Source organism: Mycobacterium sp. NGS19 (assembly GCF_059813155.1).
In genome coordinates this window covers 559976-572608 of sequence record NZ_JCALEB010000001.1, presented here as the reverse complement: position 1 = coordinate 572608, position 12633 = coordinate 559976, and the positions used below count along the sequence as shown (strand labels likewise).

13 protein-coding genes are annotated in these 12633 nt (G+C 67.2%); 7 read left to right on the top strand and 6 right to left on the bottom strand.

The window, feature by feature from the left end:
* The first annotated feature begins 1 nt into the window (after position 1).
* The gene (locus AC5Y4N_RS02960; protein ID WP_499906941.1) at positions 2–445 is read left to right on the top strand and encodes a carboxymuconolactone decarboxylase family protein; all 444 of its coding nucleotides are present in this window, start codon (positions 2–4) and stop codon (positions 443–445) included.
* Positions 435–1643, top strand: coding sequence for a hypothetical protein (locus tag AC5Y4N_RS02955; protein ID WP_499906939.1), 1209 nt, complete (start codon positions 435–437; stop codon positions 1641–1643). The genes AC5Y4N_RS02960 and AC5Y4N_RS02955 overlap by 11 nt, the downstream gene beginning before the upstream one ends.
* Before the next feature lie 92 nt (positions 1644–1735).
* On the opposite strand, the gene AC5Y4N_RS02950 is transcribed toward AC5Y4N_RS02955, so the two are convergent.
* Complete coding sequence (locus tag AC5Y4N_RS02950; protein ID WP_499906937.1) at positions 1736–3139, bottom strand: WS/DGAT/MGAT family O-acyltransferase; 1404 nt, start codon at positions 3137–3139, stop codon at positions 1736–1738.
* An 80-nt stretch (positions 3140–3219) separates the two neighbouring features.
* The gene (locus tag AC5Y4N_RS02945; protein WP_499906935.1) at positions 3220–3831 is read right to left on the bottom strand and encodes a TetR/AcrR family transcriptional regulator; all 612 of its coding nucleotides are present in this window, start codon (positions 3829–3831) and stop codon (positions 3220–3222) included.
* 159 nt (positions 3832–3990) lie between these two features.
* On the opposite strand from AC5Y4N_RS02945, the gene AC5Y4N_RS02940 reads away from it, so the two are divergent.
* A complete protein-coding gene (locus AC5Y4N_RS02940) occupies positions 3991–4314 on the top strand; it encodes a nuclear transport factor 2 family protein (protein WP_499906933.1) in 324 nt (107 codons plus the stop codon).
* Here the strand turns inward: AC5Y4N_RS02940 and AC5Y4N_RS02935 are convergent.
* Positions 4305–5171 carry a TIGR03619 family F420-dependent LLM class oxidoreductase gene (locus AC5Y4N_RS02935; RefSeq protein WP_499906931.1) on the bottom strand — a complete coding sequence of 289 codons (867 nt, stop codon included), beginning with the start codon at positions 5169–5171 and terminating at the stop codon, positions 4305–4307. The two genes, AC5Y4N_RS02940 and AC5Y4N_RS02935, sit on opposite strands and share 10 nt — an antisense overlap.
* 10 nt (positions 5172–5181) lie before the next feature.
* Positions 5182–6411: a cytochrome P450 gene (locus tag AC5Y4N_RS02930; RefSeq protein WP_499906929.1), complete on the bottom strand. Its 1230-nt coding sequence runs from the start codon at positions 6409–6411 to the stop codon at positions 5182–5184.
* A gap of 96 nt (positions 6412–6507) precedes the next feature.
* On the opposite strand from AC5Y4N_RS02930, the gene purD reads away from it, so the two are divergent.
* The gene (gene purD, locus AC5Y4N_RS02925) at positions 6508–7779 is read left to right on the top strand and encodes a phosphoribosylamine--glycine ligase (protein ID WP_499906927.1); all 1272 of its coding nucleotides are present in this window, start codon (positions 6508–6510) and stop codon (positions 7777–7779) included.
* Between the two features lie 8 nt (positions 7780–7787).
* On the opposite strand, the gene AC5Y4N_RS02920 is transcribed toward purD, so the two are convergent.
* A complete protein-coding gene (locus tag AC5Y4N_RS02920) occupies positions 7788–8690 on the bottom strand; it encodes an alpha/beta hydrolase (RefSeq protein ID WP_499906924.1) in 903 nt (300 codons plus the stop codon).
* A gap of 91 nt (positions 8691–8781) precedes the next feature.
* On the opposite strand from AC5Y4N_RS02920, the gene AC5Y4N_RS02915 reads away from it, so the two are divergent.
* A complete protein-coding gene (locus AC5Y4N_RS02915; RefSeq protein WP_499906922.1) occupies positions 8782–9384 on the top strand; it encodes a TetR/AcrR family transcriptional regulator in 603 nt (200 codons plus the stop codon).
* On the opposite strand, the gene AC5Y4N_RS02910 is transcribed toward AC5Y4N_RS02915, so the two are convergent.
* Positions 9381–10157, bottom strand: a complete 777-nt coding sequence (locus AC5Y4N_RS02910) for a DUF429 domain-containing protein (protein ID WP_499906920.1) — start codon at positions 10155–10157, stop codon at positions 9381–9383. The two genes, AC5Y4N_RS02915 and AC5Y4N_RS02910, sit on opposite strands and share 4 nt — an antisense overlap.
* A gap of 19 nt (positions 10158–10176) precedes the next feature.
* Between AC5Y4N_RS02910 and purB the strand changes: the two genes are divergently transcribed.
* Together purB and AC5Y4N_RS02900 are read left to right on the top strand one after the other, a co-directional pair.
* Entirely contained in the window at positions 10177–11604 is a 1428-nt protein-coding gene (gene purB / locus AC5Y4N_RS02905) for an adenylosuccinate lyase (RefSeq protein WP_499906918.1), read from the top strand.
* 6 nt (positions 11605–11610) lie between these two features.
* A complete protein-coding gene (locus AC5Y4N_RS02900; RefSeq protein WP_499906916.1) occupies positions 11611–12597 on the top strand; it encodes a tellurite resistance/C4-dicarboxylate transporter family protein in 987 nt (328 codons plus the stop codon).
* The last annotated feature ends 36 nt before the right edge of the window (positions 12598–12633 follow it).

Genomic DNA, 12633 nt, shown 5'->3' with positions numbered 1-12633 from the left:
CATGGACGAGTTGCGCCGCAAGGGCCTCGAGAAGATGAACGAGGTCTACGGCTGGGAGATGCCCGACGTGCAGGGCGACGAGTTCTTCGACCTCACCGTCGAGCACCTCTTCGGCAGCATCTGGACGAGGCCGGGGCTGTCGATGCGCGACAAGCGAATAATGACTCTGTCGGTGGTGACCGCGCTCGGCGAACAGAGCCTGGCCGAAATCCAGGTCAATGCGGCGCTGCAGAACGGTGAGCTCACCGAGCACGAGCTGCTGGAAATGTCGATCTTCCTCACGCACTACCTCGGATTCCCGCGCGGCTCGGGGTTCAACGGCGTGGTCAAACGCGTGATCGCCAAGCACAAGAAGGCCGCTGAGAAGGGCGAAGGCGTCGACAAGAAGGCCAACGTGAACGCGGCGGTCAAGATGCACACCGGCAAGACATTCGATGACCAGTAGGTACGCCAGCCTCAGCCGCAACGAGCTCGCCCGCTTGGTACCGGAGCTGTTGCTGATCGGGCAACTGATCGACAGATCCGGAATGGCCTGGTGCATCCAGGCTTTCGGCCGTCCGGAGATGTTGCAGATCGCAATCGAGGAGTGGATGGGGTCCAGCCCGATCTACACCAAGCGAATGCAGAAGGCGCTGCGCTACGAAGGCGACGACGTCATCACGATCTTCAAGGGCCTTCAGCTCGACATCGGTGCCCCTCCGCAGTTCATGGATTTCCGATACACGGTTCACGACCGTTGGCACGGTGAATTCCACCTCGACCACTGCGGGGCGCTGCTGGACGTCGAGCCGATGGGCGAGGAATACGTGCGCGGCATGTGCCACGACATCGAAGACCCCACGTTCGACGCGACCGCGGTGGCGACCAACCGCAAGGCCCAGATCCGCCCGGTGCACCGGCCGCCGCGCGTGCCGGCTGACCGGCACCCGCACTGCCGGTGGACCGTCGTCATCGACGATTCGTATCCACCGGTGCCCGACCATCCGGCTCTGGCGACGATCAGCCAAAAAAGCGCAGCCACAATAGATCTCGACCAGATCGATCCCGACGACGACGGACAGGCCGACTACTCGGGGCCGCTGGTGTCGGATCTCGACTTCGGCGCCTTCTCCCATTCGGCGTTGGTGCGCATCGCCGACGAGGTGTGTCTGCAAATGCATCTGCTGAACCTGTCGTTCGTGCTTGCGGTAGGCAAACGTGCGCGCGACGAACAGCAGGCTCGGGAGATCTGCACCAAGCAGCTGATCGGCATCGCGGGCGTGGCCGCCGAACGCATCCACCGGGCGCTGGACGTGCCGGTGCTGCGTGTCCTCGAACTGCATCCGCTGTTCAACCCCGCCGCTTACGTCGGTGCGGAGTTCAGTGCCGACACCGTGCGGGTTCGTCGGTCACCGGCCCACGACGACGGGGCGTGGATCGCGTTGTGCACGCCGGCGGAAGCTCGACCGCTGCAAGCGATTGTCCGGGCGGTCGACCCGTACCTCGACGTCGAGGTCAACGGGTCCGACACCGAGTGGTCAGCGCGCGTCGTCCGGCGCGACGAGCCGGCACCGGAGTTCGGTGAGGTGTCGGTGGCCAAGGTCAGCCGCGGCGCCACGTTCGAGTTCGAGCCGCGCCGCTCGCTGCCGTTGACCGTCGTGTGACGGCGGCGCACGTTCGGGCGCCGCGAGCGTGCGGTCTTGCACACCACGACACGGCGTGTCGGTGGGCAGACACGCACGCTCGCGGAACGCGACTACAGCGCGTTGGCCAGTGGGGTGAGCTGCTCGGAAAGCCCTGCACCGCGGCGTAATTCGCGGAAGTCGTCGACCATCGCTTCGGTCACCTCATGCGGATCGTCGACAGTGGCGCCATCGGTGAGCACCGAGATGCTGAGCTGATCCGCATAGCTCCACACCGTGATGTTCAGCCCGCTGCCGGCGATGAGTGGACCGACGGAATAGAATTCACGCACCACCGCACCCGCCACCGTGCCACGTTCACGCGGACCGGGAACGTTGGACACCGCGAAATTGAGCAGTTTCGTCGGCTTTTCGCTGCGCGCCAGCCGTTGCGACATCAGCTCGACAGGAGCCGGCGGGAAGTAGGCCGCCCACCGCCCGAACAGTTCAGGCCCCATGAGGTGGTGGGCCTCCTTGGCAGACTGCGCAGCGGCGTGCACCTCGTGGACGCGTTGCACGGGATCGCTGATGTGCGTGGGCGCCGCGACCGACAGCGTGGTGAACTTGTTGCCCCAGATGCGGTTTGGGTCCGGGTCGATGCTCACCGGCACCGACACCAGCAGCGGCCCGGGCGCGTGGCCGTCGTACTTCAGCAGCAGTTTGCGCACTGCTCCGGTCGCGATCGTCAGCACCACGTCGTTGATCGTGACGCCCAGCTCCTTGCGGGTTTCCTTGACGTCGTCGAGCGCAAGCGCGGCGGTGGCGAACCGGCGCTCGGGAGTGAGGGCGTGGTTCAGAAATGTCGGTGGCGGAGTGAACGGCCGGGTGAGCGTGGAGACCTTGCGCGAGCTGCGACGCACCCGGCCGATGCCCTCAGCGGTGTACCTGACGGTGCCCGGGATGCGCCCGATCTGGCGGAGATGATCGCGGAACGCAGCGTTGATGAGCTCGGATCGGCTTGGGGCAGGATCGGTTTCGTACGTGCCGTCGTCGTCGGGGCCGTTCCACATGTCCATCGCGCGGGCAATCAAGTTGCCCGAGGCTACGCCGTCGGCCAGAGCGTGGTGAACCTTGTTGACGACCGCGACGTTGCCGTCGGCGAGTCCGTCGACGAAATACATCACCCACAGTGGCTTGCTGCGGTCCAGCGGCGTGCTGGCGATCTCGCCGACGGCCTCGTCGAACTCGCGACGACCGCCCGGGCTGGGCAGCCGCAGCGGCCGAACGTGGTAGTCGAGGTCGACGTCGACGTGCTCGCGCCACATTGGGTGGTGGAACTTGAACGGGATGTCGACGAGCTGGAATCGCAGCGGGTCGAGCTTGTGCAGGCGGTGACGCAGGATCTCGCGGAACGTGTCGATGTCGGGCGTGCCGTCGAATCCGGACACGTCGATGATGCCGGCCTTGATCGTGTGCATGTGCACGTTGGGCGTCTCGCTGTACAGCAGCATCGCGTCCCAACCGCTGAGTCGCTTCATTGTCGCCCCCGTCCTCGACTGGCCAGTCACCATATAACCGCCATTCCGCGCGCGATGGGGGCAGTTGGCCAACGTTGCTGTCAGGCGTTCAGGGCGTCCTTCGCGGAGAGCGCCGGCGCCACCCAGCGGCGCAGATAGCGGCGCAGCTTCGCGCCCGTGCGCGGCGGCCGTCCGGGGTCGATCACGAACGACTGGATGATGCGCAGCAGATGCTCGGCCAGCTCGTCGAGCTCGGCATCGGTGAATCCGGCGGCGGCCCAATCCACGTCGAACCGGCCGAGCATGGTGCGGGCGAACTCCAAAGCGACGTCGGAGGTGACGTCAGCGCTGAATGCGCTCGCCCGGTCGGGGCCCAGCAGAAGACCGATGTGTTTGTCGTGCGGAAGCCATTCCAGTGTGGTGGCAATACCTTCGACCGCGGCTTCGGCGGGATCGTTGATGCCCGCGATGTGATTGGCCAGCCTGTCGAGATAGCCCATCGCGGCGTTGGTGGCGGCCGCGGCCAGCAGCGCGTCGGTGCTGGGGAAGTAGCGATACACCGTTTGCCTGGTCACGCCGAGCGTGCGGGCCACGTCGGCGATGCTGATGTCGGCGCCGTGAGTGTCGATCGCGTTGCTGGCCGCGGCGAGGATGCGCGCGACGGCCTCCTCGTCGCTGGCGGGCGCGGACCCGGACCAGCCGTGCGTGCGCATCAGGCGCGAGCTTCGCCACGACCGACCATACGTCGAGCATAATGACGTATGGTCGCAAGTCGGCATCGATGGCTCTATGGCGCGACGTCTGACGCTACATTGGGTGCGGGTAGTTCACGTGCCGCAGTAGGCGGCATGCCGTCGGGGACTGGAGGACGCATGAGCGTGGCCGAACGGTACGTCGAAGCCGTCAACAACGCCGATACGTCCGCATTGCTAGCGCTTTTCGCCGAAGACGCCACACTGACGCACCCGGTGGGCGCCGACCACGGGCACACGGAGATCGCCGACTTTCACGCCGACGTGATCTTCGCCGGGCAGGTGCGGATGACGCTGGCGCGCAGTATCGAGCAGGGCAATGTCGAAGTGGCGCAATTGGAAGGGACCAGCCCTCTCAACGACGACACCACCGTGCATACCGTCGACATCTTCACGCTCAACGACAACGGCTTGGTGCAGACGCTCGACATCTACTACCGCTGACGGTCCAACCCCTGGTCTCGGCGGAACCGCTTCATGCCGTCGACCTTCTCGGCGAGCGTGGCGTCAGCCCCGGTGTAGAACATCCACGGCATCGTCAAGATGTGCGTCACCCCGCCCTGCTCAGCGCGAGCGTAGTCGTCGGGTGAGAACGCGTCGACCAGAGGGGCCAGAATCGCGAAATCGTCTACGGGGAGCCCGATTTCGGCACGGTACTGCCGCAGCTGCTGTGCTATCGCGACGGCGCGTTCGGTGGTGACCAGATCGCCCACCCAGCCGTCGTAGCGGGCGGCGCGGCGCAGCGCGATGTCGCTCAGTCCGCCGACCCAGACCGGGATGTGCGGTGGCGCGGGCGACATCTCCAGCCGCGGTAGGTGGTAGAACTCGCCGTCGAACTCGGTCCAGCCCGGCGACCACAACGCCCGCATCAGCGCGAGCATCTCCTCGGTGCGCTTGCCCCGATCGGCGAACGCCGCACCGAGAAGCTCGAATTCCTCGGCGCACCAACCGACTCCGACGCCGAGCTCGACGCGGCCGCCCGACAACAGCGCCGCCGTGCCGATCGCCTTGGCGGCGACGAACGGATCGCGCAGTGCGGGCACGTACACGGTGGTGACGAAGTGCAGGTGCGTCGTGACCTGGGCGAGCGCACCGATCAGCACCCACGGGTCGGGCCAGTCGGTGAACGGCTCCCACCGTCGTCGCCCGTCCTTCGTGTACGGGTACGGCGTGGCCAGAGTTTCCAGATTGACGACGTGCTCGGGGATTCCGAGTCCGTCGTAACCGAGGTCGTCAGCGACCTTGGCGATCTCGACGATCTCGGTGGTGTCGAGATAGCCGGTGCTGATGTAGTACTTCACGCGTGGTTCGTCACGGCCGGTAGGCGACCGCCAATTCCTTGACGCCGTTGATCCACCCGGACCGCAGCCGCTGAGGTTCGCCGATTTTCGCAATGTCGGGCATGATATCGGCGATCTCGTTGAAGATCAGCTTGATCTCCATGCGGGCAAGGTTCGCGCCGATGCAATAGTGGGCGCCGTTGCCGCCAAACGACAAGTGCGGGTTGGGATTTCGCATAATGTCGAACCGGAACGGCGACTCGAACACCGACTCGTCGAAGTTGGCCGAGCTGTAGAACAGCCCGGCGCGCTGGCCCTTGCGAATCGTGACGCCGCCGACTTCGGTGTCTACCAGGGCGGTTCGCTGGAAGCAGTGCACCGGGGTGGCCCAGCGGATGATCTCGTCGACGGCTGTGTCGGGCCGCTCCCGCTTGAACAGTTCCCACTGGTCGGGGTTGTCGAAGAACGCGTTCATGCCGTGCGTCATCGCGTTGCGCGTGGTCTCGTTGCCGGCGACCGCGAGCAGGATCACGAAGAAGGCGAATTCGGTGTCGTCGAGCACGTCGCCGTCGATGTCGGCCTGGATCAGCCGGGTGACGATGTCGTCGGCAGGGCAGCGCCGCCGCTCCTCAGCCATCGTGTAGGCGTAGGCCATCAGCTCCGCGTTGGCTGCCGTCGGGTCGTCGTCGAAATCCGGGTCGTCGGTGTTCATGATCGAGTTGGTCCATTCGAACAACCGCTCGCGGTCGGTCTCCGGCACGCCGATGAGGTCCGCGATCGCCTGCAGCGGAAGTTTCATCGCGATGTCGTCGACGAAGTTGCCGGTCTCTTTCTCTGCGGCGGACCGGACGATCTCGTGAGCCGCCTTCGCGAGCTTGTCCTCGAGCGTCGCGACTGCTCTGGGCGTGAAGAGCCGCGAGACCAGCTTGCGCAGCCGCGTGTGCGCCGGCGCGTCGTGGTTGATCAGCAGCGCCTTGGTGAGCTCGAGCTGTTCGGGCGTCATGCCTTCGGGGAAGCGCATCACCGCGCCTTTGGCATGCGTCGACCATGCGTCGTTGTTCCTGCTGATCGCCTTGATGTCGTCATGACGGCTGATCACCCAGTATCCGCCGTCGTCGAAGACAGTGGAGCCGGGCGGCTGCTCGTTCCACCAGACCGGGGCGGTCTTGCGCAGCTCGGCGAACTGCGCGACGGGCATGCCCTGCAGGAGCACATCCGGGTCGGTGAAGTCGAAACCGGGGCCGAACGGACAGCGGCTCATCGCAGACCTCCTTGTAAGCGGCGTCACGACGACCATACACCATGCCGCTAGGTGTATGGTCCGCGCGCAAGGGGAGAGCGATTAGGGTGGGCTGCTGTGCGCGTTCTTGTGATCGGCTCCGGTGCCCGCGAACATGCACTCGTCATGGCGCTGCGCCGCGATCCCGGCGTCGACGCGCTGATCGCTGCCCCTGGCAACGCGGGTATTGCCGCGGTCGCCGAGCAACACGCCGTCGACGTCAGCTCCGGCGAGGCCGTCGCCAAGCTTGCCGACGCGACGAACGCCGACCTGGTGGTGATCGGCCCCGAGGTGCCGCTGGTGCTCGGCGTCGCCGATGCCGTGCGAGCCGCCGGCATTGCGTGCTTCGGCCCGAGCGCCGCCGCCGCTCAGATCGAAGGGTCCAAGGCCTTCGCCAAAGACGTGATGGCCGCAGCCGGTGTGCGCACTGCGCGCAGCGAAATCGTCGACAACCCCGCGCATCTAGACGCCGCGCTGGACCGGTTCGGCCCCGAGCACACAAAAGACAAAGCCTGGGTGGTCAAGGACGACGGTCTAGCGGCGGGTAAAGGCGTGGTGGTGACCGCCGACCGCGCTGCCGCTCGCGCGCATGCCGCGGGGTTGCTCGACGACGGCCATCCGGTGCTGCTGGAATCCTTCCTCGACGGGCCCGAGGTGTCGATGCTGTGCGTCGTCGACGGCGAGACCGTCGTGCCTTTGTTGCCCGCGCAGGACTTCAAACGGGTGGGCGACAACGATATTGGGCCGAACACCGGCGGCATGGGCGCCTACTCGCCGCTGCCGTGGCTGCCCGACGACCTGACGCGGCAGATCGTCTCCGAGATCGTCACGCCGGTGGCCGCCGAGCTGGTACGACGCGGCTGCCCGTTCAGCGGAGTGCTTTATGCCGGGCTGGCGATCACCTCCGCCGGCCCCGCAGTGGTCGAATTCAATTGCCGCTTCGGGGATCCGGAGACGCAGGCGGTGCTGGCCCTGCTCGAGAGCCCGCTGGGTCAGCTGTTGCATGGGGCCGCAACCGGCCGGCTGGCCGAGCAGCCCGCCCCGCAGTGGCGTCCCGGCGCCGCGGTGACGGTGGTACTGGCCGCGGAGAACTATCCCGGCCGGCCGCGGCTGGGTGACGTGATCGTCGGCGCCGAGCAGGACGGCGTGCTGCACGCCGGGACCGGCCGTCGCGACGACGGCGCGTTGATCTCCACCGGCGGGCGGGTGTTGTCGGTGGTCGGCACCGGCCCGGACTTGGCCGCCGCCCGGGAAGCGGCCTACCGAAAGATCGCGTCAATTCGCTTGCCTGGCGGGCATTTTCGGAGTGATATCGCATTGGCGGCCGCTGAGGGCCGGATCAAGCTCTAGGCCTGCGCTCAAGCGGTGAGCAGGGGAGCCATCCACTGCAGTTCGCCAGGAAGCTGCTGACTCCAAAAGCCCGCGTCGTGCCCGCCGGGCGAGAAGCCACCCGCCGGCGGATTGGGCAGCTGGGCGACGAACTGCTTGGTGGCCGAATAGAACGGATCGCTGGTGCCGCAGTCCACGCGAATGGGAATCGACGCGAGCGCGGGCAGGCCGAACACCGTGTTCGCCGACCAGTCCTCGGCGCTGTCGAACGCACCTGGTGCCGCGGCACCAGGCGTCGTCCATAGCGCCGGGCTGACCGCGCAGATCGCGGCGGTGCGGGCCGCGCCGAGCCGCGCTCCCAGCAGCAATGCGCCGTAACCGCCCATCGACCAGCCCAGAAAACCGACCCGCGAAGTGTCCAGTCCCTGCGTCTGTAGCAATGGCAGCAGCTCGGTGAGCACCATCGCGCCGGAGTCCTCACCTGAAACCCGCTTGTGCCAGTAGCTGCCGCCGCCGTCGACACTGACCACCGCGAACGGCGGCAGACCAGAAGCGACCGCCTGTGCCAGCCCCTGCTCGACGCCGCCTGCCATCACGCTGGCCGCGTCACCGCCTTTGCCGTGCAACGCGACCACGGGCCGCAGCGCTGCGGTTTGCCCGGGCGGGCGGGCTATCGCCCAATTGGTCGAGACGCCGCCGCGGGCCGAAGAGACGAACGACCCGGTGACCATCGTGGGCGCGGCTGTCGGCTGCGGCTCCGACGGCGGCGGGGCAAGCGGCGCGCCGACGCCGGTCATGGCCACGTCCGGCACGGCCGTCGACGGTCTGGACTCGAGCGCGGTGCCGAACGCGACGGCACCCGCCGCGCCCACCGCGGCGCTGGCGCTGAGTCGCAGAACCGCGCGGCGACTCAGGCTAGGCATGGCGCACATCTTGCCATCGCGAGTTCGCGGGTTTTGCTGCCCCCATTACGTATTTCCGAAACCACAGATAAGCGGCTATGCGGCTGGCAGCATCAGGGGCGTGACAGCTGCGGTCACCCCCAAGGGCGAGCGCCGGCGGCACGCGTTGGTGAGCGCAGCCGCCGAGTTGCTGTGCGAGGGCGGCTTCGACGCAGTCCGTCATCGCGCAGTGGCCCGCCGGGCTGGCCTGCCGCTGGCGTCGACGACCTACTATTTCTCGTCTCTCGACGATCTGCTGACTCAGGCCGTCGAGTACGTCGGTGCCCAGGAGATCGCCAAACTACGTGCCCGGGTCACCGACCTGCCGCGGCGCCGGCGCGGTGTGGAAGCCACCGCTGACGTGCTCGTCGACCTGCTTCTCGACGACAACGCGCCTGCCCACATGAGCGAAGAGCTGATTTCGCGCTACGAGCGGTACGTCGCCTGTGCACGGCATCCGTGGCTGCGTGACGTCCAGCGCCGGATCCGCGAGCAGCGCACCACCGGCGTCGTCGAAGCCTTGGAACGCTGCGGACGTACGGTGCGCGGGGACCGGGTGAACGCGCTGATGTACGCCGTCGACGGGGCCGTGGTGGCGGCGCTGGTGGACGACGGCGGCAATCTGCGCACCACCGCCAAGGCCGCCCTGGTCGACGTGATCGACGTGCTTGCTCCGCTGGCTTAAGTGCTTGCGTCCCTTGCGAATTCACCGGCCCGCAGCGCGGGCGTGACGATGTAGCCGGTGTGGACGTCGCCGTACACGGTGACGTCGTCGGGTCGGTGGTGCGCATATCGGGCGACGTAGGCGCACAGCACCGCGTCGACGGGGTGCTCCGCCTTGTCCAGCTGTGACGGCCTGGTGGCCGCGGTGACCGCGTCGCGCAGCGCCTGCCAGGCCGGCTCGTCGGCGACATGCAGTGTGGGTGTGGCGCCGAGGAGTCCTTCGGTGAGCGCCATCAGACGCAACAGCGCTGTTCTGCGGTCGGCCACTGTTCGGCCGCGGCGCCGCTTGTACTTGAGCGTTTTGGCCAGCCCGAACAGCACGATCGTCGCCGGGTGCGGATAGACCTCGAGCGCGCGCCGCGGTGCGCTCGAGTGCGGGTCGATGTCCAGGTCGAGGGCCCCGGCGAGGCGGCCGCCGCGGATACCTGCAGCGAACACCGGCAATGTGGTGTTCGCCGGATGCGCGCCCGCCTCGAACCGCCGGAAGTCGGCGTTCAGCGCGCGCTCCGCCGGCCGCTGCCCGGCGGAGTTGGCCACGACCAGCGGTGCGTCGATGCCGAGCACGCAGTCACCGCGAGCGAACGGGTCAATGGCACTGAGGATCTCAGCGTCATGGACCTTTGTGTCGAGGTGTCTGAGTCGGCCGTTCACGTCGAGAACCGCGATGCCGGATCGGTTGGCTGCCGACCACGCGAGGTCGAGGCCGACGAAGTACATGCCATCACCCTGCCGCACGACCGTAAGCTGTGTCGTTGTGACGATTCCGAACGTGCTGGCCGCACGCTACGCCAGCGACGAGATGGTGGCCATCTGGTCGCCAGAGGCCAAGATCGTCGCCGAGCGGCGGCTGTGGCTCGCGGTGCTGAGCGCCCAGATCGAATTGGGCGCTCAGATCGGCGACGTTGCGCCGTCGTGCTTGTCGGACTACGAAGACGTGGTCGATGCCGTGGATTTGGCGTCGATACGCGAGCGGGAGCGGGTGCTGCGCCACGACGTCAAGGCCCGCATCGAGGAGTTCAATGCGCTGGCCGGCCACGAGCACGTCCACAAGGGGATGACGAGCCGCGACCTCACCGAGAACGTCGAACAACTCCAGGTACGGCGGTCCCTCGAACTCGTCCACGCCCACGGCGTCGCGGTGGCCGCCCGCCTGGCCGAGCGCGCCGTCCAGTACCGCGACCTGGTGATGGCAGGCCGCAGCCACAACGTCGCGGCGCAGGCGACCACGCTGGGCAAGCGTTTCGCGTCGGCTGCCGAAGAAACGCTGATCGCGCTGAGCCGGGTGCGGGAGTTGATCGACCGTTACCCGCTGCGAGGCATCAAAGGCCCGATGGGAACCGGCCAGGACATGCTCGACTTGTTCGGCGGCGACGGCGGCAAGGTTGCCGAGCTGGAGCACCGGGTGGCCCGTTTCCTAGGATTCACAAAGGTTTTCAGCAGTGTCGGCCAGGTGTATCCGCGCTCGTTGGACCACGACGCCGTCTCGGCGCTCGTCCAGCTCGGCGCCGGACCGTCGTCGCTGGCGCACACCATCCGGCTGATGGCCGGCCATGAACTTGTCACGGAGGGATTTGCGCCCGGCCAGGTGGGCTCCTCGGCGATGCCGCACAAGATGAACACCCGCAGCTGCGAACGCGTCAACGGGCTTCAGGTGGTGCTGCGGGGGTATGCGTCGATGGCCGCTGAACTGGCCGGCGCGCAGTGGAACGAGGGCGACGTGTTCTGTTCGGTGGTCCGCCGAGTCGCATTGCCGGATGCGTTTTTCGCGATCGACGGGCAGATCGAGACGTTCCTGACGGTGCTCGAGGAGTTCGGCGCCTACCCCGCGGTGGTCGAACGCGAGCTCAACCGTTATCTGCCGTTCCTGGCGACCACCCGGATATTGATGGCGGCTGTGCGTGCCGGGATGGGCAGGGAAGCCGCACACGAGGTGATCAAGGAGCACGCGGTCGCGGTCGCGCTGGCGATGCGCGAGCGCGGCGCCGAGCCGGATCTGCTGGACCGGTTGGCGGCCGATCCGAGGCTGCCACTGGATCGTGCGGCGCTCGACGCCGCGCTGGCCGACCGGACCGCGTTCGTGGGTTCCGCCGCAGACCAGGTCGACGCCGTGGTGGCCGCCGTCGACGACCTGGTGAGTCACTACCCGGAAGCGGCGAAATACAGTCCCGGCGCAATCCTGTAGCGCCTCATGGGCTTTCGCGTCGCCGACGTCGGATTGTCGCCTGACGTCTTCGCCGCCGTGATGGCCACCGGCATCGTGTCGGTTTCGGCCCACGACCACCGTTACGAGGTGATCAGCGACGTCCTGGCCGGTGTCGCCGTGCTCGCGCTGGTGATCATGGTGTTGCTGATAGCCGCTAAAGACGTTGCCGCCCAGCGCTTTCCGTTCATGCTGTCCGATCCTGACGTGACGGTCCGGCTGTTCACGTTCGTCGCGGCGTGCGCGGTGGTGGGCGCCCGGTTCGAGGATCGTCGCGCGGTGATCTGGACATTGGGTGTGCTCGCGTGGGTGGCATGGATTGTGCTGGCGCCGTTGCTGGTTCGCTCCATGTGGCCGTACCGATGGAGGGGCCTGCGCGACCGCGCCCGCGGCGCATGGGAGTTGTCCAGCGTTGCGACCGCGGGGCTCTCCATCGTGACTGCACACATCGCGGTACTGACCCGCTCACGCATGGCGTTCGAAGTCGCGTTGGCGGCATGGGTGTTGGCCATCGCCATCTACGGGCTGATGACTTGGCTGATTCTGTGGCGCGCCGCAACGGCACCCACTGACGACATCTGGCGGCCGGACAGCTGGATTCTGATGGGCGGTTTGGCGATCGTGACGCTTGCCGGCGATCGATTGAACCGGGCGGCGCTGGTGATCGGCACCGGCGACGCGTTGCTCGGCACGATCCGTTCGGTGACCGTCGTGACGTGGGTTCTGGCCTCGCTCTGGCTGGCGCCGCTGGTTTACCTGACCGTCCGCCATTTTCGCTTCCCAGTCACCGGTGCGTGGTGGGCCACGGTGTTCCCGCTGGGGATGTACTCGGGTGCCACATTCGCGATGTGCGTCGAAACCGGCTGGCGGCCGTTCCTCATGATCTCGTGGGTCGTCTTCTGGATGGCGTTGGCTGCCTGGACGCTGGTGACGTGCGCAGTGGCAGCGGCTGCGGCGCGTGCTTGGCGGCACTGATCATCGGATGGGGTGTCAGTGACCCTTCGTCGCGGG